This window comes from Sphingomonas sp. KC8 (genome assembly GCF_002151445.1).
Lineage (GTDB): Bacteria > Pseudomonadota > Alphaproteobacteria > Sphingomonadales > Sphingomonadaceae > Sphingomonas_E.
Genome location: NZ_CP016306.1, coordinates 3176718 through 3198729, shown reverse-complemented (window position 1 = coordinate 3198729; position 22012 = coordinate 3176718). Strand labels below are relative to the sequence as shown.

The window sequence follows — 22012 nt, the reverse complement described above, 5'->3', positions numbered from 1 at the left end:
TCAATGCGCCAGTTTCAGGCCGGCGATGCAGCCGACCAACCCGACGATCAGCAGCAGCCGCAGCGCGTTAATCGGCTCGCCGAACCAGATCATCCCGACGATCACCGTGCCCAGCGCGCCGATGCCGCCCCACACCGCATAGGCCGTGCCCATCGGGATCGATCGCGACGCCAGTTCCAGCAACCCCATCGACAGGATCACCGACGCAAGGAAGCCCAAGGTCCATGGCACATTCTTGAACCCGTCGACGAAGCGCAGACAGGTGGTGAACCCCACCTCGAAGCACCCGCCCAGGATCAGCCAGAACCACGCCATTGATTTTGCTCCAACACCATCGCGACCTGCGATACTGTCCCGGCCATGGCAAATGGGGGCACAAAGGGCAAATGGGCGATCGGCAACCGCATCGCGCCGGCCCGTTTCCTGCTGTTCGCGCTGCTGGCGATCGCCGGCGGGACGACCGCGGCGACCTTCGTCGAATGGCGACAGGCGATCATGCTGGCGTTCGACGGCGCCGCGATCCTCTTCCTCTTGTCCTGCCTGCCGCTGTTCCGGCGCGAGGCCGATGCCATGCGCGCCTCCGCCGAGCAGAATGACGCCAACCGCGCCGGCCTGCTGGCGGTCACCGGGGCGGTGATGCTGGTGATCCTCGTCGCGATCGCGTCCGAACTGACGCTGAAACAGGCCACCCAGCCCGGCGTCGCGGTGCTGATCGTCGCGACCCTCGTGATCGCCTGGCTGTTCAGCAATTTCGTCTACACGCTGCATTATGCGCACATGTTCTACCGGCAGGCGGCGGGCGGCGGCGATCGCGGGGGGATCGAATTCCCCCATACGCACGAACCCGATTATTGGGATTTCACCTATTTCGCCTTCACGCTGGGAATGACGTTCCAGACATCCGACGTGGTGATCGCCGATCGCGCGGTGCGCCGCGTCGCCACCGCCCACACGCTGGCCGCCTTCTTCTTCAACATCGGGGTGCTGGCCTTCACGATCAACGTGCTGGGCAGCTAAGCCTAATTCACGCTTGCCTCACCCCTGCAACGCCACCAGCGCGTCGCCGTCGATCCGCCACGGTTCCCACCCGGTCGAATGATAGCCGCCAAGCGTGCGGTAGAAACGCTTGGCATCCTCGTTCCAGTCGAGCACCGCCCAGTCGATCCGCGCGCACCCCCGCGCTTTGGCTTCGGCCGCCAGCGCGCCGAACAAGGCCCGCGCCACCCCATTCCGGCGCACCGCCGGATCGACGAACAGATCTTCCAGATACAGGCCATGCCGCCCGGTCCAGGTGGAAAAATTGAGGAACCACACCGCCAGCCCCGCCGGCCGGCCATCCACCTCGGCGACATGCGCGAACACCTTGGGATCGGCCCCGAACAGCATTTCGGTGAGCGATTCCACGCTTGCCTTCACCGCATCCGGCTCGCGTTCATAGGTGGCGAGCGCGCGGATCATCCGCAGGATTTCGGGTGCGTCGGTAAGAACAGCAGGGCGCACAACGGTCGTCACGGTCAGCTTGCTCCTTCCAGATTGCCCATCGGCACGGGCCTGCGCCGCGCGGCGATGAAACAGCCGCCCGCGATCAGCGCCGCGCCAATCACGGTCAGCGGGCCGACATGTTCGCCGAACACCAGATAGCCAAGCAGGCTCGCCCACACGAAGGCGGTATATTCCACCGGCGCAAGATAACTGGCCTCCGCCCGGCCATAGGCCCAGGTCAGCAGGAACAGCGATATGGTGGCCAGCGCCGCTGCCCCCAGCAAGCCCGGCGCATGCCGCGCATCGGGCACGACCGCCAGCATGGGCGCCGCCAGCATCAGGAAAATGGCGACCGTCACATTCTGGTAAAAGGCCACTTCCCGGCCATCGGCCACCAGCGCCTGCCGCCGCATCAGGATGATGTTATAGGCATAGCAGACCGCCGAAACCAGGATCGCGATCGCGCCCAGAAACGCATCATGCCCCAGTTCGGCGCGCGACTGGCCCGCCAATATCACCAGCACCCCGGCAAAGGCGACGCCTGAGGCCACGATCGCGCTGCGATCGATCCGCTCATGCAGCAGCCAGGCCGCCAGAAACAAAGCGATCAGCGGCGCGATGAAGGTCAGCGCTACCGCCTGCGCCATCGGCACCCGCGCCAGCCCCCAGAAAAACAGGATCGCCATCGCCGTCGCCACCAGCCCGCGCTGGAAATGCAGCCGCAAGGTCGATCGATCGGGCCAGCCCGGCCGCCGCAGGAAATGCGGCACGGCCGCGATCAGCGCACCGGCCAGCGATCGCCACAGCATCGTGTTGTACGCGCCGATCTCAAGGGTCAGCCCCTTCATCAGCGCGTCCATCGATGCAAAAACCGCGATTCCCAGCGTCGCGACGGCAAAGGCGGTGGCGGGCCGGGTCGGCGTCACTCCGCCGCCTGCGCCGCCTCGCCTGCCGCGTCCGCCGCCGCGATCTCGGCGGCCTTCGCCTCGACCAGCTTGACGATATGGTCGATCATGCTGGCATCCTCGACATGATGGTCGGTCACGCCCGACAGATACACCATATGCTTGCCATTGCCGCCGCCGGTGATGCCGATATCGGTTTCGCGCGCTTCGCCCGGGCCGTTGACGACGCAGCCGAGCACCGACAGCGACATCGGCGTCGCAATATGCTTCAGCCGTTCTTCCAGCTTCTCCACCGTGCGGATCACGTCAAACCCCTGCCGCGCGCAGGACGGGCAGGAAATGACGCGCACGCCACGGCTGCGGATGCCGAGCGACTTCAGAATCTCGTATCCGACCCGCACTTCTTCTTCGGGTTCGGCCGAAAGCGAAACGCGGATCGTATCGCCGATCCCTGCCCACAGCAGGTTGCCGATGCCGATCGCCGATTTCACCGTACCGCCGATCAAGCCGCCGGCCTCGGTGATCCCCAGATGCAGCGGACAATCCACCGCGTCGGCCAATTGCATGTAGGCCGCCACCGCGAGGAACACGTCCGACGCCTTCACCGCGACCTTATAATCGTGGAAATCATGGTCCTGCAGCAGCTTGATATGATCAAGCGCGCTTTCCACCAGCGCCTCGGGGCACGGCTCGCCATATTTTTCCAGCAGGTCGCGCTCAAGGCTGCCGGCGTTCACGCCGATGCGGATCGCGCAGCCATTCGCCTTGGCCGCGCGCACCACTTCGGCCACGCGTTCGTTCGATCCGATATTGCCGGGGTTGATCCGCAGGCAGGCAGCCCCCGCGTCGGCGGCTTCCAGCGCGCGCTTATAGTGGAAATGGATATCCGCCACGATCGGCACCTTGGCCGCGCGGGTAATCTCGCGGAAGGCCGCCGTCGATTCCACATCGGGGCAGGATACGCGGATGATGTCCGCGCCGGCTTCCTCGCACCGGCGGATCTGGTCGATCGTCGCCTTGGCATCGGACGTCGGCGTGTTCGTCATCGTCTGCACGGTGACGGGCGCGCCACCGCCCACGGGGACGTTGCCGATCATGATCTGGCGGGATTCGCGCCGCGCGATATCGCGCCAGGGACGGATGGACATTGAAAGCCTTCGCGGTTGGGTATGCGACCCTCTATAGCTGCACCCGGCGCAGATATGAAGGACACCCGCGATGACCGCTATACGCTGGACCCTCGTCATCCACGGCGGATCGGGATCGATGCGACGCGGGCACTTGTCGGATGCCGACGACAGGGCCGGGCGCGCCGGGCTGAAGGCCGCGATCGAAGCCGGATCGGCCATCCTTGCCGCAGGCGGCAGCGCGCTCGATGCGGTCGAGGCCGCCGTCCGCCTGCTGGAGGATGATCCCCATTTCAACGCCGGGCGCGGATCGGTCTACACCGCCGAAGGGCATATCGAATGCGATGCCGCGATCATGGACGGGGCGACGCTGGATGCGGGTGCGATCGCGGGCGTGCGCGCCACCCGCAATCCGATCACCCTGGCCCGCGCGGTGATGGAACGGAGCCACCACGTCTTCCTCGCCGGATCGGGGGCCGATGCCTTCGCCCGCGCGCATGGTGTGGAATCGGCCGATCCGGCATGGTTCGAAACGGCCGAACGCCGCCGCCAGCTCGACGAAATTCTCGCCAACCCCGATGCGCCGTTCGATTCGGCGATGAAGTACGGCACGGTCGGTGCCGTCGCGGTCGACACCCATGGCCATGTCGCCGCCGCCACCTCCACCGGCGGCCTCACCGGCAAGAAATGGGGCCGGGTCGGCGATTCGCCGCTGATCGGGGCCGGCACCTATGCCGATGATCGCGCCTGCGCGGTTTCCTGCACCGGGGCCGGCGAATTTTTCATCCGGCTGGGCCTCGCCCACGAAATCACGGCCCGCGTGCGGCTGGCGGGCGCCAGCATCGACGATGCCGCCGACGCCCTCATCTCGGAACTTGGCGACATGGGCGGCAAGGGCGGGGTGATCGTCGTCTCCGCCGATGGATCGGGCGGCTGGGCCTTCAACACGCCGGGCATGTACCGCGCCATCGCCACCCACGATGCCCCGCCCGAAATCGCGATCTACGGCGACGAATAAGCGGCGGCCTCAGCCGCCAGTTCCTAGCCCCAGCCTTCAGCCATGGTGCGACAGGCTTTCGCGCACCCGGCCATAATCGCCGCCCCACGCATCCGTCATTGCCACGCGCACGTCCCACAATTCGGGAAAGAAACGGTGCTTGGCGCCGGCCTGCAACAGATCGACCGACCGGCCTTTCAGCGACGCGGCCCCCATCCCGATCGATCGGTGGATCAGGAACAGGTGGTGCCAGCGGAATTTGCCGAACAGTTCGTCGAACTCGATCAGCGCCTCGGCCACCACATAGGCCGCGTCATGGGCGTAACCTTCGTCATAGATCGACCGCACCGTCCGTCCGGCCGGCGCCAGATAGGCCGCGACGAAGCTCGCCCACAGATGCGGCGGCATCGTAAGCAGCGTGCGGAACCCGGGTGATTCCTGCCCGCTGCCATTGCCCAGTTGCAGGCGGATCTGCTGATATTCCTTGGGCGACATGGTTTCGAGCAGGTCGAGCTGGTCGGTCATCAGCCGCAGCAGGCGGTGCGCGCGGCCCATCAGCGTCACCACCCGATGCGTGTTAGCCACCTGCAAATAATCGTCCACATCAAGCAGGGTGTAGGCGATCAGCTTCATCCACAATTCTTCCACCTGGTGGACGATCTGGAACTGAAGCTCGTCGCGGTTCACGAACTCGCCAAAGTCCTTCTGGCAGCCAAGCAAGGTGCCGGTATCCAGATATAGTTCATAATCCAGCGCCGCCGGCGCCTGCATCCGCGCGTAAAAAGCCTGCCGGTCCATGCCATCCTCGCCTGACTATCGTGATCGGCCAACCTAGCAGCGCCGCCGCGAAACATTGTCCGCGAAGCATCCATCCGACCGCGCTTTTCGCGGCGATCGTTTCCCATTATGCTTACCTTAACGGCAAACGTGCCCCATCATCGGCAACAGGCAGACCGAATGGACCGTATCGACCGACAATTGCTCAGTCTGCTCGAACGCGATGCGCGGCTGTCCTTCGCCGATCTCGCCGAACGCACCGGGCTGACCAAATCGCCCTGCTGGAAACGGGTGCAGGCGCTGGAGGAAACGGGCGCCCTGCGCGGCTACCGCGCGGTGGTCGATCCCCCGTCGCTTGGCCTGACGACCAGCGCCTTCGTCCATGTCACCATCGCGTTCGACCGGCACGACGCATTCGAGGCCGCGGTGATCCGCCACCCGATGATCCTGGCCTGCCACGCAACGGTGGGGGCGAGCGATTATCTGCTGCACGTGCTGGCGCGCGATCTCGCAGCCCTCGATGATTTCCTGCGCGGTCAGTTGTGGCGGCTGCCCGGCGTCGAACGCTTCACGACGACGATCGCCACCCGCGAAATCAAGGCCGACGGCTCCGTCACCGCCTGCGCCGGCCCATGATCCCGCCGGTGGATCAGCCCACCAGGCGCAGATGCACCGCCGCCATGAAGGCCCGCGCCGTCGCTTCATCCTGCTGCGGGCATCCCGCCGCATCGCGCAGGCCATCCAGATAGGGCCGCACGCTGGGGCCACGGCCGCCGCGCGCCAGCATGTCGCCCAGCCCCGCCGCCAGCCGGCTCACCGGTTCCAGCCCGTGGGTGCGCGCGATCTTGCGGATCGCGTCCACCCGCCGGCCCAGTTCGCCGATCGACAATGCGCGAAAATCCCGGTCGAGCTGGGCGATTCGCGCGCAAAGCTCGTCGTGGACGGGGGTGCCGGCCGGTGATTCGGCCAGTGATTCGATTCGGTGCATCGCGGTCATCGTCTTCTCCCGGCCGCGATCATGGCCACAGGAAGATTAGCGCCAGATTAAGCCGGTGAATGGCATTTCGGCTGCCTTGCCCCGTGCCATCGGCTTGACTTTCAGCCCGGCCTGTCCCAATGGCCCCGCGATGGAATCGGGCGGCGGCGACGTCGCCTTATTTTTTCGTGCCACTGGCACGCAGCAGCAGAATTCGAAGGATCCAGGGTCATGGCCAAGCCGACCACCGTCAAGATCAAGCTCGTCAGCACGGCCGATACCGGCTTCTTCTACGTGACGAAGAAGAACCCGCGCACCCAGACCGAGAAGCTGAGCTTCCGCAAGTATGATCCCGTCGTGCGCAAGCATGTCGATTTCAAGGAAGCCAAGATCAAGTAATGGTCGGGCGGGCATTCGTCCGCCTGGATCTGCTTGGGTGGACTGCGGTCCGCTTCCGGCCGCGCGCCAGCGCTGGCCACGGCTATCTCGCGCCCGTTTGCATCGGGCGCCTTTTGCGCTGAACGCCCGATATGACAGGCCGGCCGGTCTTTCGGCCGCCTGTGCCTGCGGCCGCGCCATATCCGGCCCCGCACCGCGATTTCAGAGCAGGGCTTCGACCGCTTCGACGAAGCGCATCACCGAAATCGGCTTCGATACATAGGCTTCGGCCCCGGCGGCGCGGATACGATCCTCGTCGCCTTTTCCCGCATAGGCCGTCACCGCCATGATCGGGATCGTGCGCAGCGCCTCATCCGCCTTCAGCTGTTCGATCAGTTCCAGCCCGCTGACATGGGGCAGCTGGATATCCATGATGATGAGATCGGGTTCGAAGGCGCGCGCCACCGTCACCGCTTCGCGCCCATCGCGAACCGGCTCTGCGGTGAAGTCGTGCGCCCGCAACAGATCGCAGAACAGCTTCAGGTTGAGTTCGTTGTCCTCGACAACGAGCACTTTCTTGGACACAGGCTCCCCACTTACGCTACCGTTGCTGTGTGTAGACGATGCCGAGACCGGAAACAAACCGAGACCCCGCCGCGATCGGGCTTCAGGCGCTGGCATGGGCGCTGGGCGAACCCACGCGCGCCGAACGCTTCCTGGCGCTCACCGGGATTACCCCGGATGAACTGCGCAGCCGCCTCACCGAACCCGCGATGCTCGCCGCCGCCCTCGGCTTTCTCGAAAACCACGAACCCGATCTGATCGCCTGCGCCGAAGCGCTGGATCTATCCCCCCAGGCGCTGGTGCGCGCCCGCATGGAAATGGACATATGAACCGACCGCTGCTGATCACCGATTGCGATGAAGTGCTGCTGCACATGGCCGCCCATTTCGGCATGTGGCTGGAAGAGGCGCATGGCATCCAGTTCGCGCTCGACCGGCACGACACCGCCAATGCGATGACCCGCCGGGCCGATGGCAGCCCGGTTCCGGCCGACGCGGCCTGGGCGTTGCTCGACAGCTTCTTCACCACCGAAATGCACCGCCAGACGCCGGTGCCCGGCGCGCTCGATGCGCTGGCGCGGATTGCCGACCATGCCGATATCGTCATCCTCACCAATGTCGGCGCGGATCACCATGCGCGCCGCGTCGCCCAGCTTGAATCGGTCGGCATCCGCCATCGCGTCCTGTGCAATCGCGGCGGCAAGGGGGTTCCCGTCGCCCGCCTGATCGAAGAAATGCGCCCAAGCAGCGCGGTGTTCATCGACGATCTCGCCGTGCACCACCAGTCGGCGGCCAAGCACGCCCCCGATGTGTGGCGGCTGCACCTTGTCGCCGAACCGATCATGGCCCCGCACATCCCCCCCGCGCCCGATGCCCATGCCCGCATCGATGATTGGGCGACCGCGCAGGATTGGGTGCTCGATCGCTTCGCCATGCGCGCGGTGGCATAAGGGTTCGGGGATCAGGGTCACGCTCGCACGGGCGATACCGGATCGAAAAAACGGGGGTGGGCAAACGCCCACCCCGCGCGTCTTAAAGGCCGTCCAGGCCCTTGCTGACCAGAATATTCACCGCCACGCGGCGGTTCTGCGCCTTGCCTTCGATGGTGTCGTTGCTGGCCAGCGGATCGGCTTCGGCCATGCCGGTCGGGGTCAGCATGCGATAGGGTTTCCAGCCGCAGACTTGCTGAAGATAATTGACGACGCGGCCGGCGCGCTTTTCGCTCAGCGTCTGGTTATACTCCTCGTCGCCCGTGGAATCGGTATAGCCGACAACCAGCAGCAGGGCGTTGCTCATCCCCTCGGCGGTGGCCGCCGCGGCACACAGATCACTCTTCGCCTCGGCGGACAGGGCCGCCTTGCCAGTGTCGAAATTCACGTTCGTCGTGCTTTTGACATTATACTGGTCGATCTCGCCCATCCGGCCCCGCAGCGCCTCGGTTGCCGCGGTCTGTTCGTCAAAACGCTGCGCCGTGCCGTTGTGGATCATGGACGCGGTCTTGATGTCCTTGTTCTGAAGGTTGATCTGGCTTGCCACCAGTCCGTCACCCGATTGCCATGTCTTGACGGCAACCGGCAGGCCGTTGAGCAGCGAGGTTGCGGCCAGCTTGCTACGGTTGAGGCCGAAGAATCCCTTGCTGGCGCTGATCCGGGTGGCATCGTTGATGACGATCACGGATTTGGTGCCGTCGGCGGCCGTGACCTGCATCTTGTCGCCGCTGCGGGCGGAAATGATGCCCTTGATCTCGGGACCAGCCGTCATCTCGGACGGCGCCGGGGCAGAAAAGGTTGCCGAGACGTCGGCCGCCGGCGGCTCCTGCGTCTGTGCGAACACGCTGCCCGACGATGCCCCGGACAGCAGGGCAGCCAACAAGAGAAATTTTGAACCCTGGGGAATGACACGCATCACGCTACTCCTTCAAAAATCGATCAGTCGGGCCTGCATGACCGCAGCTTCTCGTCCGACTGCCGGCCGCATGATGGCGTCTTCGGCTGTCAGAACCCCCTCCGTTTACCGTCGTAAGATGTGCCGCATGGCGCTGCGGATGCGCGCCATGGACGGCCTGCCTGTTCAGATTAACCTTTCTGGCAGATGAACAGACGCGCATCGCGAACAGTTGTGCAGCCAATTGGAGCGCATCGTGCGACGAGCCGATGCAATCCTCACCCCCACACCAAGTTCATACTGGATGGTTTTTCCAATCGATTTTGAATAACTCACGTTAATCAATGGATATGTTCTTCAAGAAACGGGCACGGCAGGTTAGAATCATAGTCGAACTGTTCGATATTTATCGTTCATAAACATTAATTTGACGACGAATGCACATCTGCTTGGCGGCCATCCCCGATCAATGCCGGGGTGGCCGGGGCCGGGCATGAAGGCCGGTCCCGCCCCCCCGCCCGTTGGCGACGGTGGCCCATGCGGGATTCCGCCGCTACGACAAGCTGATGACCAGCATGTCCCCCGCCATCCGTGCCTATGTGATGCTCGCCTTCGTCATGCTGTTCTGGGCGGGCAATGCGATCGTCGGCCGGGCGGTACGCGATGATATCCCCCCCTTCACGCTCGCCTTCGTCCGCTGGACGGGCGCACTGCTGATTCTCCTGCCCTTCGCATGGGGCGAATTGCGGCGCGATCGCGCGGCCTTGCTCGCCGGGTGGAAACCGATCCTGTTGCTCGGGCTGGTTGGTGTCGCCGGGTTCAACGGCTTCCTCTATTGGGGGCTGCATCACACCACCGCCACCAACGGCCTGCTGCTCCAGGCGCTGATTCCGGCGATGGTGCTGGGGTTCAACATGTGGTTCTTCCGCGAGCGTGCCGGCCCGTGGCAGATTGCCGGGGTCATCCTGTCCACCGTCGGCGTCGTCCTCGTCATCGTTCGCGCCGATTGGGCCGTGCTGGCGGGGTTGCGGCTGGGCTATGGCGACGGCCTCATCCTGATCGGCGTGCTCGGCTGGGCGCTCTACACCAGCCTGCTGCGCATCCGGCCCGCAGTCGGGCCATTCGCCTTTCTGGCTGTTACCTTTCTGATCGCGGCCTTGGCGATGCTGCCGCTGGCGATCGGCGAATCGCGTGCCATCGCCGCGATCGACTGGCGGCCGGCGGTGATCGGCGCTTTCGCCTATGTCGCGATCCTGCCGTCGGTGATCGCCTATTTCCTGTTCAATGCGGCGGTCGCGACCATCGGCGCGGCGCGCGCCGGGCAGACGATCAGCCTGATGCCGTTGTTCGGCGCGGGGCTGGCCGCGTTGCTGCTGGGTGAACCGCTCCATCCCTATCATCTCGTCGGGATGGCGCTGATCCTTGCCGGTATTCTGATGGCGGCCCTTCTCCACCGCAACGGGACACCCTCTTGACGCCTTTGTCCTGCGGGCGGATGAGACGGGGATGAGCATCGAAGCGCGCATCGCCGAACTCGGCCTTACCCTCCCCCAGCCCGCCGCCCCCGTCGCTGCCTATGTGCCGGCGGTGGAAGCAGGCGGGCTACTCCACATTTCCGGCCAGTTGCCATTCCGCGAGGATGGCACGCTGATCACCGGGCGGCTGGGCGAAAATATGGATGCCGAAGGCGGCCGGGCGGCGGCCGAACGCTGCGGCCTGATGCTGATCGCGCAGATCAAGGCGGCGTTGGGCGGCGATCTCGATCGCGTCGTGCGCATCGTCAAGCTCGGCGCGTTCATCTCGTCCACCGCCGATTTCATCGATCAGCCCAAGGTCGCCAATGGCGCATCCGAACTGATGGCCAATGTGTTCGGCGATGCCGGCCGCCATGCCCGCAGCGCCGTTGGCGTGCCCGTCCTGCCTTTGGGCGCCGCGGTCGAGGTTGATGCGATCATTGCCGTTCGGCCTGCTTGATCCGCTGTTCGCGCCGGCGCCTGCCGCCGGCCGCGTCGCCTTTCTGAAAGGCGGGCGGTTCGCGCATCGCGGGCTGCATGGCGCGGGCGTGGTCGAAAACAGCCGCGCCGCCTTTCTCGCCGCGATCCAACAGGGCGACGGGATCGAACTGGATGTCCAGCTCAGCCGCGACGGGCAGGCGATCGTGTTTCACGATGCCACGCTCGATCGGCTGACCGCGGCCACCGGCCCGCTGTTGGATTACACCGCCGCCCAGCTTGCGGGCATCGCCTTGTCCAACACCGCTGAAACGCTTTCCGGCCTCAACACGACCCTCAACCTCATCGCCGGCCGCGTGCCGTTGCTGATCGAAGTGAAAAGCAAGGACCGCCATCCGACCACCCTCTGCGTCGCCGTCCATCAGGCGCTGGCGGGCTATACCGGCCCAGTCGCGGTGATGTCGTTCAACCCTGAAGTCGCCCACTGGTTCGCCCGCCACGCCCCCGCCACGACACGCGGCCTCGTCGTCACCGAAGACGGCAAAGCCGGCTGTCGCGGCGCATGGGAACGCCACCTCTCCCTCTGGCGCGCGAAGCCCGATTTCCTCGCCTATGACGTCCGCGATCTCCCGTCCCCCTTTGCCACCGCCCAGCGCCAACGCGGCCTGCCGGTGTTGAGCTGGACGGTGCGCAGCCCCGCCGATCACGCCACCGTCGCCGCGCACGCCGACGCACCGATCTACGAGCTGCCCCGTGGCTGATCACGATATCGTCGCCCGCATGGCCGATGGCGTCCGCGCGATCCCTGCGGCCGATTGGGATGCCTGCGCCGGCGGCGACAACCCCTTCGTCAGCCACGCCTTCCTGTCCGCGCTCGAAGAATCGGGCAGCGTCAGTTCACGCGCCGGCTGGCAACCGATCCCGATCCTGGTCGACGGCGCCGATGGCCACCCCGCCGCGATCGCGCCCGCTTATGCCAAGAGCCACAGCCAGGGCGAATATGTGTTCGATCACGCCTGGGCGGATGCGTGGGAGCGGGCCGGCGGGCGCTATTATCCCAAGCTCCAGATCGCGTCGCCGTTCAGCCCCGTTCCCGGCCCCCGCCTGCTGCTGCGCGACCCCGCACTCGCCCCCGCATTGATCGGCGCGATCGAAACGGTCGTCCGCCAGAACAATCTCTCCTCGGCCCACGCCACCTTCGTCGCAGCCGAGCAGGTGCCCCTGTTCGAAGCCGCCGGCTGGCTGATCCGGTCCGACCGCCAGTTCCACTGGGCCAACCATGGCTATCGATCGTTCGATGATTTTTTCGCGGCCCTCGCCAGCCGCAAGCGCAAGGCGATCCGCAAGGAACGCGCCGCCGCCGTGGCCGGGCTGGAGATCGTCCACCTCACCGGCGCCGCGCTGACCGAGGCGCATTGGGACGCCTTCTGGCATTTCTATCAGGATACCGGCGCGCGCAAATGGGGCCGCCCCTATCTCACCCGCGCCTTCTTCTCGCTGCTCGGCGAACGGATGGCGGACAAGGTGCTGCTGATCCTCGCGTTGCGCGATGGGCGGCCCATCGCCGGCGCGCTCAACTTGATCGGCGCGGACGCGCTCTATGGCCGCTATTGGGGCGCGGCGGAGGAGGTGCCCTTCCTCCATTTCGAGCTGTGCTATTATCAGGCAATCGACGCCGCCATCGCCCGCAACCTCACCCGCGTCGAGGCCGGGGCGCAGGGCGACCATAAGCTGGCGCGCGGCTATGAGCCGGTGGCCACTTGGTCCGCCCATTTCATCCCCGATGCCGGGTTCCGCCGCGCCGTGGCCGATTATCTCGACGCTGAACGCCGCGCGGTTGCCCAGGAGATCGATGTGCTGGCGGAAATGGGACCGTTCAAGCGCGGGTGACACCCGCCAGAAGAAAGGGGAGGAACCTTGCGATCCCTCCCCCTCGCTCATTTCCGATTACATGCCGGTGATGACAACCGTCACCGCGCGGCGATTCTGCGCCCAGGCGCTTTCGTCCGAACCGGCCACAGCCGGGCGTTCCTTGCCGTAGCTGACCGTCGAAATGCGGCTCGCGTCGATCTTGGACGCCAGATAGTTCTTCGCCGAATTGGCGCGGCGATCGCCCAGCGCGAGGTTATATTCGCGCGTGCCGCGTTCGTCGGCATGGCCTTCGACGGTGATGCGGACGTTCGGATACTTGGCCAGCCATTCAGCCTGACGATCGAGGATGCTACGCGCCTCGGCGTCAAGATCATAAATATCGGTGCCGAAGAATACGCGGTCCGAACCGACCTGCTGGAGGAAATCCTCCTTCGATCCGGGAACGATCGTCGACGTCACCGGCGCTTCCGGCTGCGTCTGCACCGGCGGCGCGGTTTCGGTCGGCGGAGCCGGCGGCAGCTCGACCGGCGGCTTCTTGGCGCAGCCGGCAACGGCGACGAGGGCTGCGGCCATCAGCAGCTTGGTCGTCAGGTTTGGCATGTCGGTCTCCTTAAACATTTAACGACGAAACGGTACTTTTGAACGATGAACGGTAAGGCAGGCTAAGGTCAACCCCGTTTCAGGGCAGTAACGGCCCCCAGGCCGGATCGGATCCATCGAGCGGTGTCGGAACGCGTTTTTCATTCACGCCGGTGAGATCGACCGACCACAGATCGGCCTTGCCGGACCCCTGCGCGGTACGGAAAAACATGACGACACGGCCGTTGGGCGACCAGCTTGGCCCTTCATCCTGCCAAGCGTTGGTCAGCGTCTTTTCGCCCGATCCATCCGGCGCCATGATGCCGATGCGGAAGCCCCCACCGATCTTGGTGAAGGCGATCAGATCACCCTTGGGGCTCCACACCGGCGTCGCATAGCGGCCGGATCCGAAACTGATCCGCTGCTGGCCGGAGCCATCGGCGCTCATCACATAGATTTGCTGGGTGCCGCCGCGATCGCTTTCAAAGACGATCCGGCTACCATCGGGCGAGTAGCTGGCCGCCGTATCGATCCCGGGTGACGTGGTGAGCCGCGTCGCCGCGCCTCCACTCGCGGGAACGCGATAAATGTCGGTGTTGCCGTTCACCGCCATCGAAAAGACGATGAAGCGGCCATCGGGCGAAAAACGCGGCGCGAATGTCATGTTCGGCTGGTCGACCACGAGCCGCTGCCGGCCCGATCCGATATCGTAGACATAAATACGCGGCTTATCGTTGACGAACGACATGTAGACAACGGACTGCTGGTTCGGCGCGAACCGCGGGGTCAGCACGATATTCTGGCCGTTGGTCAGAAAGCGGTGGTTTGCGCCATCCTGATCCATGATCGCCAGCCGCTTGATCCGCTTGAGCTTGGGCCCCGTCTCCGAAACATAGACGACGCGGCTATCGAAATAGGGGCCTTCACCAGTCAGCCGCGTATAAACGGTATCAGCGCATTTGTGCGCGGCCCGCCGCCAGTTGGCGGGCGAAACGACAAAGCCTTGCCGCGCCAGTTCGGTCTTGGCGAAGACGTCGTACAGGTAACAGCCAACAGTGATCGTGCCATCGCCATTGGCCTGGGCGAAGCCCTGCACCAGCGCCTGCGCACCTGTACCGACCCAATGGGGATAATCCGGTGCCGTCACCTGCGCGAAGCTCACCTGGCCGAGCGCGCTTGGTCCGATCGGCTGGAACAGGCCGCTGTTGCGCAGATCATTGGTGATGACTTCGGCCACCTGCCGGCCGAGCGCGGAGGTATCGCCCGCCGCCGTCGGCACGATCGCCGGCGTCGGCATCGACGGGATCGCGATTGGCATCGGCGACGATATGCCGCCGGTGATATCGACGGTGATCGACTGCGCCAGCGCCGGCACGGGTGCCGCCACGCCCACGGCCAGCAGCAGGGTTTGCAACAGCTTCATCATCGTCTCCCGTTATTCCGCGCCCGATGGATCATTTTCATGCGAAACCCGCCGGCCTGAAGGTGAGTTCGAAATCGTCCCACCCACGTTGATATAGTTCGGGCGGCAAGCTGATCGGCTGGCAGCGGATCACCGCCAGCCGGGCCGCTTCGGCCATCAGCGACGCCTGCACCGCCGTTTCGTCCGTGACGCCCGATTGGCCGACCACCTCCGGCAACCCGATCAACGTGCCGTCGGCCGCGTAGCTGACATGCAAGGTCGTCGCGATCAGGCGCGCCGCACGGCTCACCTTGGGGTGGCGATAACAGCGTTTCACCTGATCGGCCGCGCGCTGCGTCGCGCGCAATACGGCGGCGCGATCGGGCGCAGGCGCCGCCGCCATCGGCGGTGGCGTGGCGCAGGCGCCGAGAGCGAGGGTCAAGGCCGTGAGCGTGCGCCATGTCACCCCATCTGGCTCGGGATGAAACGCAGCTGGAAATCATTCCAGCCACCTTCGTACAATTCAGCCGGCAGCTTGACCGGCGTGCAGCGCAGCACCGCGCGACGTGCGACATCACTCATCTGGCGGGCGTAGGACCGATTGCCGTCGTTGATCCCGGTCTGCTCCACCACTTCCGGGGCGACCGAAACCGTGCCATCGGGCTTATAACGCAAGCGCAGCACCGTCACGATGCTCATCGCCGCCGTCCCTTCCAGCGAGCCGAGTTCGTAGCAAGGCTTGAACTGCCGGGCGAGTGCTGCTGCCAGCCCCTGCATCGCGGCCCCGCTCACCGCCGCGCGCGGCGTCTTCGCCTTGCCCTTGGGATCGTCCGATATCCCCTTCAGGAAATCCGCACCCAGCCGGGTTCCGCCGGCCTTTTCGGCCTTACCCCTGGCCTCGCGATCGGGGCGACGCCGGTCGCTCATATCTTGCGGTTCCGTCTTGGGCGCGGGCTTGGCGGCGGGTTCGGGCTTTTCGATCGGTTTAGGCTTATCGGCAGGCTTGGGCGCCGGTGCGTCGGAAGTCTTCGGTTTGAGTGTCGGTTCGGGTGTCACAGGCGTGGGTTCGGCCGGAGCCGGCTCTTCGGGCGGAGCGATTTCGGGGGCTTCGGACGGTGCCGGTGCCTCGGTCGCGGGGTTGGGCACGGCAGACCGCAGGCCGACCTCATCGGTCAGGATCACGTCCATCGGCTCATTCACCATCGGCGGCAGTTTGGCCGTGGAGACGAGGCCGAGCGAAAGCACCGCGAACAGGGCGGCATGCCCCACCAGCGCAACGCCGAAACCAGCCTTCTCCGCACGATCGATCACGGCTTCTCTTCGCCCATCGTGACCAACGCCACCTTGTTCAGGCCGGCACGGTTCAGTTCGCCCATCACCCGCATCACCCGGCCATAATCAAGGCCGCGATCGGCGCGCAGGTAGATTTGAGGGGCATCCTTGCCGGTGCCCCGTGTCGTGGCGAGCTCGGTCAGCCGATCGGCCAGCGCGGCCTCGGCCACTTCCTGATCGTCGAGGAACACCTTGCCCGTTTCATCGAGCGAAATCTGGATCGGCTGGTCTTTCTGGTCGAGTGCACCGGCCCGGCTATCCGGCAGGTTCACCGGCACCCCGGCAACGAGCAACGGCGCAGTGATCATGAAGATGATCAGCAGCACCAGCATAACATCCACCAGCGGCGTGACATTGATTTCCGCCATCGGCGCGCGCCGGCCGTTGTGGCCGCGTCCCTGGATAGGCCCCATCGCCATCAGACGCGATCCGGCATGCGGGTCGCAATATCCGTCCGCGCGCTCACGCCTCGTTCTCCAGTTCGCGGCTCAACGTCGAATGAAAGCCATCGGCAAAACGGTGGAGCCGCGCTTCGACCCGGTTCAGCACATGGCTCAGCCGGTTATAGGCGATCACCGCCGGGATGGCCGCGAACAAGCCGAGCGCGGTGGCGAACAGCGCCTCGGCAATGCCGGGGGCGACAACGCCAAGCGACGTGTTCTGCTGGGCGGCAATGCTGGTGAAGCTGCGCATGATGCCCCACACCGTACCGAACAGCCCGACGAACGGGGCGACCGAACCGACTGTGGCGAGAATGTTCAGCCGATCCGACAGCCGATCGATTTCGGCGGCCACGGCAGCCCCCATCGTCGTCGCCAGCCGGGCGCGCGTGCCTTCCCGGTCGATCCTGCCGCCCTTGGTCGATCGCCGCCATTCGGTGACGCCGGCGGAAAACACCTTGGCACTGGGCAGATCGGCGCGGCCGGGGCCGTCATAGAAACGGTCGATATCCTCGGCCTTCCAGAAATCGCGTTCGAAGGCGTCGTTGGCCTTGGCCACGCTTTTCAGCCGCATGCCGTGGGCGATGATGATCGTCCACGTCCAGATGCTCGCCAGCACCAGCCCGATCATCACCGCCTTCACGACGAAATCGGCCTGCATGAACAAGGTGACGGGGGAAAGCAGCGATTCCGTCGGCGCGATGGTCATGATTGGTCAGAATTCCCTTTTAGCCGTTCGAAAATGGCGATCCAGCCACGCGGCTGTCGCCGTGGCCTGCCGTTGGGGGCGATGAAGGCCGCAGTCACATCCGCTTCCGCGACTACCTCATCACCCCGCATGACTCTTTGATGAATGACGCACGAAGCGCCGCGAATTTCCCGCACTTCGGATAAAATCAGCAGCGCATCGTCGAGTTTTGCGGGGCGGTGGTAGCGAATGGCGAGATCCGATACCGCATAATAGCCCTCGCCCGCATCCTGCGCGGCCACCTGATCGATCCCGGCGGCGCGCAACATATCGCTGCGGGCGCGTTCCATGAAGCGCAGATAATTGGCGTGATACACCACGCCCGTCAGGTCCGTGTCCTCGAAATAGACACGCACCGCGAAACGATGCTCCGGGCCGACGAAGCGGCCTTCATATGGCCGATCCTGCACGTCCTTAACCATCGGCAAAGGTCTAGCCGCTCCGATTCGCGACAGGAACCCCCCATACGCGGGCTGTCGCGCCTATTTTCCGTCGAATAGCCCAGCTTCCGCGCCCGGCGGGGGATTAAGACCCAGATGCTTCCAGCCGAGCGCATTGAGACACCGCCCCCGCGCCGTGCGCGCGATCAGGCCGAGCTGGATGAGGTACGGTTCGATCACCTCTTCCACCGTATCGCGCGGCTCGGACAGGCCGGCCGCCAGCGTTTCCACCCCCACCGGGCCACCACGATAGATATCGGCGATCATCATCAGGTAACGCCGGTCCATCGCATCAAGCCCGCGATGATCGACCTCCAGCCGGTTGAGCGCCGCATCCGCCGCCTTGCGATCGACCACATCGACCCCGGCGACATTGGCGAAATCGCGCACCCGCCGCAGCAGCCGTCCGGCGATCCGCGGCGTCCCGCGCGCGCGCCGGGCAATCTCCACCGCGCCATCAGGGGCGATACCCAGACCCAGCAGATCGGCGGCGCGGCGTACGACATGTTCCAGTTCGTCGACCGTGTAGAATTGCAGCCGCACCGGAATGCCGAAACGATCCCGGAGCGGGGTGGTGATCAGCCCCTGCCGCGTCGTCGCCCCAACCAGCGTGAAACGCGGCAGATCGATCCGCACCGATCGCGCCGATGGCCCTTCGCCGATCATCAGATCGAGCGCGCGATCCTCCATCGCCGGATAGAGCACCTCTTCCACCGCCGGATTGAGCCGGTGAATCTCGTCGATGAACAGCACATCGCCATCTTCAAGATTGGTGAGGAGGGCGGCCAGATCGCCGGCCTTGGCGATGACCGGGCCGGACGTGGCGCGGAACCCCGATCCCATTTCCTTGGCGATGATCTGGGCCAGGGTGGTCTTGCCCAGCCCCGGCGGCCCGAAGAACAGCACATGATCGAGCGCATCGCCGCGCGTGCGCGCCGCTTCGATGAACACGCGCAGATTTTCGCGCGCGGCCTTCTGCCCGACAAATTCGTCGAGCGATTTGGGACGCAGCGCCGCATCCACATCTTCGGGGCGGCGGGCGGCGGTCAGGATGCGGTCGGCGTCAGTCACCAAGCTGCCGTAGCCATGTCGGGCGCGGCTTGTCGAGGGCGCGCGCCAGACCTTAAGTTGAGGAAGTTGAGGATTGCCATCGCCTCCACATAGCGGCACGCAAAGACCGCTGGGGAAAATGGATCAAACGAGGCGCAAGCGGGGATCATCGCGCGCCACGCTGCCAGTTCGATTCCAACTTTACCAGTGGCGGGAACGGGAACGATTACCCTAGCGAGCAAACGAACATGATATAAAGCAAAGTGAATTTTCGTCAGGCGTTCTGATAACTGGCATCAAACAACGGCTTCGCTTTTTCCACATCGTCCATGGACTGAAGCGTGATTTCAAGATCACCGGTGCCATAGTGGCCTATCTGACGCACATCACGCGTGAATCCGGCCTCCAACGCCACGCCATCAGGGTTCACACGGACATAGACCAATAGCTTGCCGAGTTGATTTCGTAATTCTACGCAGGCAAAATTCTTCAAGCGACGGAATGCTACATAATTGTCATTCATTTTTACCTGAACATCGTCGCCAACAGCTTCGAGATAAGCGCTGACCGCATGATAGAGATCGAGCACCGCAGATGGGGCTTCGGCGATATGTTCGCTGGTCGTTTTATATTTCTTGCTCCCCCCTGCGCCGGCTTGCATGGGACTGACCATCTGGGCCCCATTAATGGGTTTGGCTGTTGTCGCGGTTAACTGCTCCAGAAGAAGCAAATCACCCGCATAACGACGATAGCGGATCAGCGCGATTGTGCGATTCATCTGCTTTACGGCATGTTCATCATATTTGCCGAAATCGCCGGCGATGCAGATCAGACGCGATCCGGACCAATCCACCTTTTTTGCGATATCGGCGCCAAGCTTCTCAAGCACCAACCACTCAAAATCCTTGCGATGCCCCATGAGCCAATCAAGATAAAACAGGCCTTGATTGATAACATTTTCGTTCGATGAGCGTTTATACTCAATAACGACTGGCGCGCTATTTTCGTCGATACCAAGTGTGTCCATTCGACCACCTTCATTGGTGGTAAATTCGGATGCAAGAAAACGCACACCCAGCAACGCTTCCAGATTTGCTTCAAATAGGGTTTGCAATGACTTCTCGAGCGACACTGCGCCACCGGCAAGTTCGATCACGCCGGTTGATTCAGTGCGAAATAATTTAAGATCGCTCATGTGGTGTATCGTCCAAATTTGAGAGCCTGCACCATGACCTTCTCTCAGCGCGCCGCCTTCCTGAGCGCCAGCCGCACCATCGCATCGAGCGTCGCGCCAGCGCCGAGTTCTTCCTCGGCCGCCGCCACCGCCGCGTTCGCGTCCGCCGGGCGGAAACCGAGATTGGCGAGGGCGGAGAGCGCGTCGGCCGCAGCACTGCCGGCGGCAACCGGCGCACCGCCGCCCGCCGGCCCAATCACAAGCCCGCCGGTCTTGTCCTTCAGTTCGTTGACGATGCGCATCGCCAGTTTCGGCCCGACGCCATTGGCGCGCGCAACCATCGCCTTGTCGCCGCTGCCGATGGCACGGACCAGTTCATCGGGCGCGAGCACCGACAGGATCGCCAGCGCGACCCGGCCGCCAACGCCCTGCACGCTGGTCAACAAACGGAACCAGTCGCGCTCGCCGGCCGATCCAAAGCCAAACAGGATCATCGCGTCTTCGCGGACCTGCATTTCGGTGAACAGCATCACCTGCCCGCCGATCGGCCCGATCGCCGCCAGGGTGCGCGCCGATGCCTGCACCAGATAACCGACCCCGGCGACATCCAGCACGGCATGATCGGCCGTGGTTTCGGCAAGGATGCCGGTCAGTCGCGCGATCATGCAATGATCCTTTTCAAAGCCCTGGCGCTGGCCAGATGGTGCGCATGGGTGATCGCGACGGCCAGCGCATCGGCCGCATCCGCGCCGGCGATCTTCACCCCCGGCAGCAGGCGCGACACCATCGCATGGACCTGTGTCTTGTCAGCCGCGCCCGTGCCCACGACCGCTTTCTTCACCAGCCTTGCCGCATATTCGCCAACCGCAAGCCCCTGTCGCGCCAGCGTCAGCAGGATCACACCGCGCGCCTGTCCCAGCTTCAGCGTCGATTGCGGGTTGGTGTTGACGAACACTTCCTCCACCGCCGCGCCATCGGGCCTGTGGGCGATCAGCACATCCGTCAGCGCATCGTGCAGCGCCACCAGCCGCAAAGCGAGCGGTGCGGCCACTTCGGTCCGCACCTGCCCATTGGCGATATGGCTCAGCCGATTGCCATCGGCCGCGATCACGCCCCAGCCGGTGGTGCCAAGCCCGGGATCAAGGCCGATCAGGATCAGCCCAGCTTCTCCATCACATCGTCGGAGATGTCGTAATTGCCCCAGACGGTCTGCACGTCATCATCGTCGTCGAGCACGTCGAGCAGCTTGAACAGCGTTGCCGCATCCGCCTCGCCAACCGAAACCATCGTCTGCGGGCGCCAGGCCAGCTTGGTGCCTTCCGCTTCGCCCAGCACCGCTTCCAGCGCCTTGGCGACGCCGTGCAGATTATCGGTCGCGGTCCAGATTTCATGGCTGTCCTCGGATGACGAAACATCCTCGGCGCCGGCCTCAAGGGCTGCTTCGAACACCGTGTCGGCATCACCCGCCTTGGCCGGATAGGTGATCAGGCCCATCCGATCGAACCCGTGGCTCACCGATCCGCCCGCACCCAGATTGCCGCCATTCTTGGCGACAGCGGTGCGCACGTTGGTCGCGGTGCGATTGCGATTGTCGGTCAGCGTTTCGATGATCAGCGACACGCCACCAGGGCCAAAGCCTTCGTAGCGGATCTCTTCATAATTCTCGCCGTCGCTGCCGGCCGCCTTGTTGATCGCGCGTTCGATATTGTCCTTGGGCATGCCGCCGGCACGCGCGGCGATAACGGCGGCGCGCAGCCGGGCGTTCATCGCCGGATCGGGCAGGCCCATCTTGGCGGCCACCGTGATTTCGCGGCTGAGCTTGGAAAAAAGCGCCGAACGCTTTTTATCCTGGGCACCCTTGCGGTGCATGATGTTTTTGAATTTGGAATGGCCGGCCATTGCCGTCGCGGTCCTGTGCTGTTGTGTCTGAAAAT

General features: G+C 64.5%; 30 protein-coding genes. 10 read left to right on the top strand and 20 right to left on the bottom strand.

The genetic code is table 11. The features are described from left to right. Positions 1-315, bottom strand: coding sequence for a DMT family transporter (locus KC8_RS15135; RefSeq protein ID WP_010125636.1), 315 nt, complete (start codon positions 313-315; stop codon positions 1-3). 45 nt (positions 316-360) lie between these two features. Between KC8_RS15135 and KC8_RS15130 the strand changes: the two genes are divergently transcribed. Further along, the gene (locus KC8_RS15130) at positions 361-1017 is read left to right on the top strand and encodes a DUF1345 domain-containing protein (RefSeq protein WP_010125634.1); all 657 of its coding nucleotides are present in this window, start codon (positions 361-363) and stop codon (positions 1015-1017) included. Between the two features lie 18 nt (positions 1018-1035). On the opposite strand, the gene KC8_RS15125 is transcribed toward KC8_RS15130, so the two are convergent. From KC8_RS15125 to ispG, 3 genes are read right to left on the bottom strand one after another with little or no spacing between them, the layout of a single operon-like run. Beyond that, the gene (locus KC8_RS15125; protein WP_029624554.1) at positions 1036-1512 is read right to left on the bottom strand and encodes a GNAT family N-acetyltransferase; all 477 of its coding nucleotides are present in this window, start codon (positions 1510-1512) and stop codon (positions 1036-1038) included. A 2-nt stretch (positions 1513-1514) separates the two neighbouring features. Further along, complete coding sequence (locus KC8_RS15120) at positions 1515-2408, bottom strand: DMT family transporter (RefSeq protein WP_010125632.1); 894 nt, start codon at positions 2406-2408, stop codon at positions 1515-1517. Beyond that, positions 2405-3535 carry a flavodoxin-dependent (E)-4-hydroxy-3-methylbut-2-enyl-diphosphate synthase gene (ispG, locus tag KC8_RS15115; RefSeq protein ID WP_010125631.1) on the bottom strand — a complete coding sequence of 377 codons (1131 nt, stop codon included), beginning with the start codon at positions 3533-3535 and terminating at the stop codon, positions 2405-2407. Before ispG ends, KC8_RS15120 begins: the two co-directional genes overlap by 4 nt. Before the next feature lie 70 nt (positions 3536-3605). Here ispG and KC8_RS15110 point away from each other — a divergent pair, with 70 nt between their 5' ends. Next, positions 3606-4532, top strand: a complete 927-nt coding sequence (locus tag KC8_RS15110) for an isoaspartyl peptidase/L-asparaginase family protein (protein ID WP_037496195.1) — start codon at positions 3606-3608, stop codon at positions 4530-4532. A 36-nt stretch (positions 4533-4568) separates the two neighbouring features. Here the strand turns inward: KC8_RS15110 and KC8_RS15105 are convergent, their stop codons facing one another. Then, positions 4569-5309, bottom strand: a complete 741-nt coding sequence (locus KC8_RS15105; protein ID WP_010125629.1) for a tryptophan 2,3-dioxygenase family protein — start codon at positions 5307-5309, stop codon at positions 4569-4571. 159 nt (positions 5310-5468) lie between these two features. On the opposite strand from KC8_RS15105, the gene KC8_RS15100 reads away from it, so the two are divergent. Further along, entirely contained in the window at positions 5469-5924 is a 456-nt protein-coding gene (locus KC8_RS15100; RefSeq protein WP_010125627.1) for an Lrp/AsnC family transcriptional regulator, read from the top strand. 13 nt (positions 5925-5937) lie between these two features. Here the strand turns inward: KC8_RS15100 and KC8_RS15095 are convergent, their stop codons facing one another. Continuing rightward, positions 5938-6285 carry a hypothetical protein gene (locus KC8_RS15095; protein ID WP_010125626.1) on the bottom strand — a complete coding sequence of 116 codons (348 nt, stop codon included), beginning with the start codon at positions 6283-6285 and terminating at the stop codon, positions 5938-5940. Positions 6286-6495: 210 nt separating this feature from the next. Here KC8_RS15095 and rpmG point away from each other — a divergent pair, with 210 nt between their 5' ends. Next, a complete protein-coding gene (gene rpmG, locus KC8_RS15090; protein ID WP_010125625.1) occupies positions 6496-6663 on the top strand; it encodes a 50S ribosomal protein L33 in 168 nt (55 codons plus the stop codon). A gap of 201 nt (positions 6664-6864) precedes the next feature. Here the strand turns inward: rpmG and KC8_RS15085 are convergent, their stop codons facing one another. Continuing rightward, positions 6865-7227 carry a response regulator gene (locus KC8_RS15085; protein WP_010125622.1) on the bottom strand — a complete coding sequence of 121 codons (363 nt, stop codon included), beginning with the start codon at positions 7225-7227 and terminating at the stop codon, positions 6865-6867. Positions 7228-7265: 38 nt separating this feature from the next. Here KC8_RS15085 and KC8_RS15080 point away from each other — a divergent pair, with 38 nt between their 5' ends. After that, positions 7266-7535 carry a DUF3572 domain-containing protein gene (locus KC8_RS15080; RefSeq protein ID WP_086495599.1) on the top strand — a complete coding sequence of 90 codons (270 nt, stop codon included), beginning with the start codon at positions 7266-7268 and terminating at the stop codon, positions 7533-7535. Beyond that, positions 7532-8155, top strand: coding sequence for a hypothetical protein (locus tag KC8_RS15075; protein ID WP_086495596.1), 624 nt, complete (start codon positions 7532-7534; stop codon positions 8153-8155). The genes KC8_RS15080 and KC8_RS15075 overlap by 4 nt, the downstream gene beginning before the upstream one ends. Before the next feature lie 82 nt (positions 8156-8237). Here KC8_RS15075 and KC8_RS15070 read toward each other — a convergent pair whose 3' ends face one another. Next, positions 8238-9110 (bottom strand): OmpA family protein, encoded by an 873-nt coding sequence (locus KC8_RS15070; RefSeq protein WP_010126617.1) that lies wholly within the window; start codon positions 9108-9110, stop codon positions 8238-8240. 545 nt (positions 9111-9655) lie between these two features. Here KC8_RS15070 and KC8_RS15065 point away from each other — a divergent pair. The 4 genes from KC8_RS15065 to KC8_RS15050 are packed head-to-tail and all read left to right on the top strand — an operon-like array spanning position 9656 to position 12931. Continuing rightward, entirely contained in the window at positions 9656-10564 is a 909-nt protein-coding gene (locus KC8_RS15065) for a DMT family transporter (RefSeq protein WP_029624685.1), read from the top strand. 31 nt (positions 10565-10595) lie between these two features. Next, on the top strand, positions 10596-11063 hold the full coding sequence (locus KC8_RS15060) for a RidA family protein (RefSeq protein WP_010126615.1): 468 nt from the start codon (positions 10596-10598) through the stop codon (positions 11061-11063). Continuing rightward, the gene (locus tag KC8_RS15055) at positions 11044-11802 is read left to right on the top strand and encodes a glycerophosphodiester phosphodiesterase family protein (RefSeq protein WP_010126614.1); all 759 of its coding nucleotides are present in this window, start codon (positions 11044-11046) and stop codon (positions 11800-11802) included. Before KC8_RS15060 ends, KC8_RS15055 begins: the two co-directional genes overlap by 20 nt. A 19-nt stretch (positions 11803-11821) precedes the next feature. Beyond that, positions 11822-12931, top strand: coding sequence for a GNAT family N-acetyltransferase (locus KC8_RS15050; RefSeq protein ID WP_037496603.1), 1110 nt, complete (start codon positions 11822-11824; stop codon positions 12929-12931). Between the two features lie 57 nt (positions 12932-12988). Here the strand turns inward: KC8_RS15050 and pal are convergent, their stop codons facing one another. The 12 genes from pal to KC8_RS14990 form a co-directional block, all read right to left on the bottom strand. Continuing rightward, positions 12989-13513, bottom strand: a complete 525-nt coding sequence (gene pal, locus KC8_RS15045) for a peptidoglycan-associated lipoprotein Pal (RefSeq protein ID WP_010126611.1) — start codon at positions 13511-13513, stop codon at positions 12989-12991. Between the two features lie 79 nt (positions 13514-13592). Beyond that, positions 13593-14915 carry a Tol-Pal system beta propeller repeat protein TolB gene (tolB, locus tag KC8_RS15040; RefSeq protein ID WP_010126610.1) on the bottom strand — a complete coding sequence of 441 codons (1323 nt, stop codon included), beginning with the start codon at positions 14913-14915 and terminating at the stop codon, positions 13593-13595. 37 nt (positions 14916-14952) lie between these two features. After that, positions 14953-15336 carry a hypothetical protein gene (locus KC8_RS15035; protein ID WP_138956720.1) on the bottom strand — a complete coding sequence of 128 codons (384 nt, stop codon included), beginning with the start codon at positions 15334-15336 and terminating at the stop codon, positions 14953-14955. Positions 15337-15356: 20 nt separating this feature from the next. Then, the gene (locus KC8_RS15030; RefSeq protein WP_010126607.1) at positions 15357-16205 is read right to left on the bottom strand and encodes a hypothetical protein; all 849 of its coding nucleotides are present in this window, start codon (positions 16203-16205) and stop codon (positions 15357-15359) included. Further along, a complete protein-coding gene (tolR, locus tag KC8_RS15025) occupies positions 16202-16645 on the bottom strand; it encodes a protein TolR (protein WP_010126606.1) in 444 nt (147 codons plus the stop codon). The genes KC8_RS15030 and tolR overlap by 4 nt, the downstream gene beginning before the upstream one ends. 43 nt (positions 16646-16688) lie before the next feature. Then, entirely contained in the window at positions 16689-17375 is a 687-nt protein-coding gene (gene tolQ, locus KC8_RS15020; protein WP_010126604.1) for a protein TolQ, read from the bottom strand. After that, complete coding sequence (gene ybgC / locus KC8_RS15015; protein WP_010126603.1) at positions 17372-17836, bottom strand: tol-pal system-associated acyl-CoA thioesterase; 465 nt, start codon at positions 17834-17836, stop codon at positions 17372-17374. The genes tolQ and ybgC overlap by 4 nt, the downstream gene beginning before the upstream one ends. A gap of 60 nt (positions 17837-17896) precedes the next feature. Continuing rightward, entirely contained in the window at positions 17897-18925 is a 1029-nt protein-coding gene (ruvB, locus tag KC8_RS15010) for a Holliday junction branch migration DNA helicase RuvB (protein WP_010126602.1), read from the bottom strand. Positions 18926-19178: 253 nt separating this feature from the next. Then, positions 19179-20099: a DUF5655 domain-containing protein gene (locus tag KC8_RS15005; protein WP_010126601.1), complete on the bottom strand. Its 921-nt coding sequence runs from the start codon at positions 20097-20099 to the stop codon at positions 19179-19181. A 44-nt stretch (positions 20100-20143) separates the two neighbouring features. Next, positions 20144-20743 (bottom strand): Holliday junction branch migration protein RuvA, encoded by a 600-nt coding sequence (gene ruvA / locus KC8_RS15000; protein WP_010126599.1) that lies wholly within the window; start codon positions 20741-20743, stop codon positions 20144-20146. Next, entirely contained in the window at positions 20740-21237 is a 498-nt protein-coding gene (gene ruvC, locus KC8_RS14995; protein ID WP_029624684.1) for a crossover junction endodeoxyribonuclease RuvC, read from the bottom strand. The genes ruvA and ruvC overlap by 4 nt, the downstream gene beginning before the upstream one ends. Continuing rightward, on the bottom strand, positions 21234-21977 hold the full coding sequence (locus KC8_RS14990) for a YebC/PmpR family DNA-binding transcriptional regulator (protein ID WP_010126595.1): 744 nt from the start codon (positions 21975-21977) through the stop codon (positions 21234-21236). Before KC8_RS14990 ends, ruvC begins: the two co-directional genes overlap by 4 nt. Positions 21978-22012: the final 35 nt, after the last annotated feature.

Coding starts and splice junctions, on each gene's coding strand:
- tolR (WP_010126606.1), bottom strand. CDS start 16,645: ATGGCGATGGGGCCTATCCAGGGACGCGGCCACAACGGCCGGCGCGCG.
- KC8_RS15070 (WP_010126617.1), bottom strand. CDS start 9,110: ATGCGTGTCATTCCCCAGGGTTCAAAATTTCTCTTGTTGGCTGCCCTG.
- KC8_RS15130 (WP_010125634.1), top strand. CDS start 361: ATGGCAAATGGGGGCACAAAGGGCAAATGGGCGATCGGCAACCGCATC.
- KC8_RS15080 (WP_086495599.1), top strand. CDS start 7,266: ATGCCGAGACCGGAAACAAACCGAGACCCCGCCGCGATCGGGCTTCAG.
- KC8_RS14990 (WP_010126595.1), bottom strand. CDS start 21,977: ATGGCCGGCCATTCCAAATTCAAAAACATCATGCACCGCAAGGGTGCC.
- KC8_RS15060 (WP_010126615.1), top strand. CDS start 10,596: ATGAGCATCGAAGCGCGCATCGCCGAACTCGGCCTTACCCTCCCCCAG.
- KC8_RS15100 (WP_010125627.1), top strand. CDS start 5,469: ATGGACCGTATCGACCGACAATTGCTCAGTCTGCTCGAACGCGATGCG.
- KC8_RS15135 (WP_010125636.1), bottom strand. CDS start 315: ATGGCGTGGTTCTGGCTGATCCTGGGCGGGTGCTTCGAGGTGGGGTTC.
- KC8_RS15110 (WP_037496195.1), top strand. CDS start 3,606: ATGACCGCTATACGCTGGACCCTCGTCATCCACGGCGGATCGGGATCG.
- ybgC (WP_010126603.1), bottom strand. CDS start 17,836: ATGGTTAAGGACGTGCAGGATCGGCCATATGAAGGCCGCTTCGTCGGC.
- KC8_RS15095 (WP_010125626.1), bottom strand. CDS start 6,285: ATGACCGCGATGCACCGAATCGAATCACTGGCCGAATCACCGGCCGGC.
- tolQ (WP_010126604.1), bottom strand. CDS start 17,375: ATGACCATCGCGCCGACGGAATCGCTGCTTTCCCCCGTCACCTTGTTC.
- tolB (WP_010126610.1), bottom strand. CDS start 14,915: ATGAAGCTGTTGCAAACCCTGCTGCTGGCCGTGGGCGTGGCGGCACCC.
- ispG (WP_010125631.1), bottom strand. CDS start 3,535: ATGTCCATCCGTCCCTGGCGCGATATCGCGCGGCGCGAATCCCGCCAG.
- KC8_RS15005 (WP_010126601.1), bottom strand. CDS start 20,099: ATGAGCGATCTTAAATTATTTCGCACTGAATCAACCGGCGTGATCGAA.
- pal (WP_010126611.1), bottom strand. CDS start 13,513: ATGCCAAACCTGACGACCAAGCTGCTGATGGCCGCAGCCCTCGTCGCC.
- KC8_RS15075 (WP_086495596.1), top strand. CDS start 7,532: ATGAACCGACCGCTGCTGATCACCGATTGCGATGAAGTGCTGCTGCAC.
- ruvA (WP_010126599.1), bottom strand. CDS start 20,743: ATGATCGCGCGACTGACCGGCATCCTTGCCGAAACCACGGCCGATCAT.
- KC8_RS15050 (WP_037496603.1), top strand. CDS start 11,822: ATGGCCGATGGCGTCCGCGCGATCCCTGCGGCCGATTGGGATGCCTGC.
- rpmG (WP_010125625.1), top strand. CDS start 6,496: ATGGCCAAGCCGACCACCGTCAAGATCAAGCTCGTCAGCACGGCCGAT.
- KC8_RS15065 (WP_029624685.1), top strand. CDS start 9,656: ATGACCAGCATGTCCCCCGCCATCCGTGCCTATGTGATGCTCGCCTTC.
- KC8_RS15105 (WP_010125629.1), bottom strand. CDS start 5,309: ATGGACCGGCAGGCTTTTTACGCGCGGATGCAGGCGCCGGCGGCGCTG.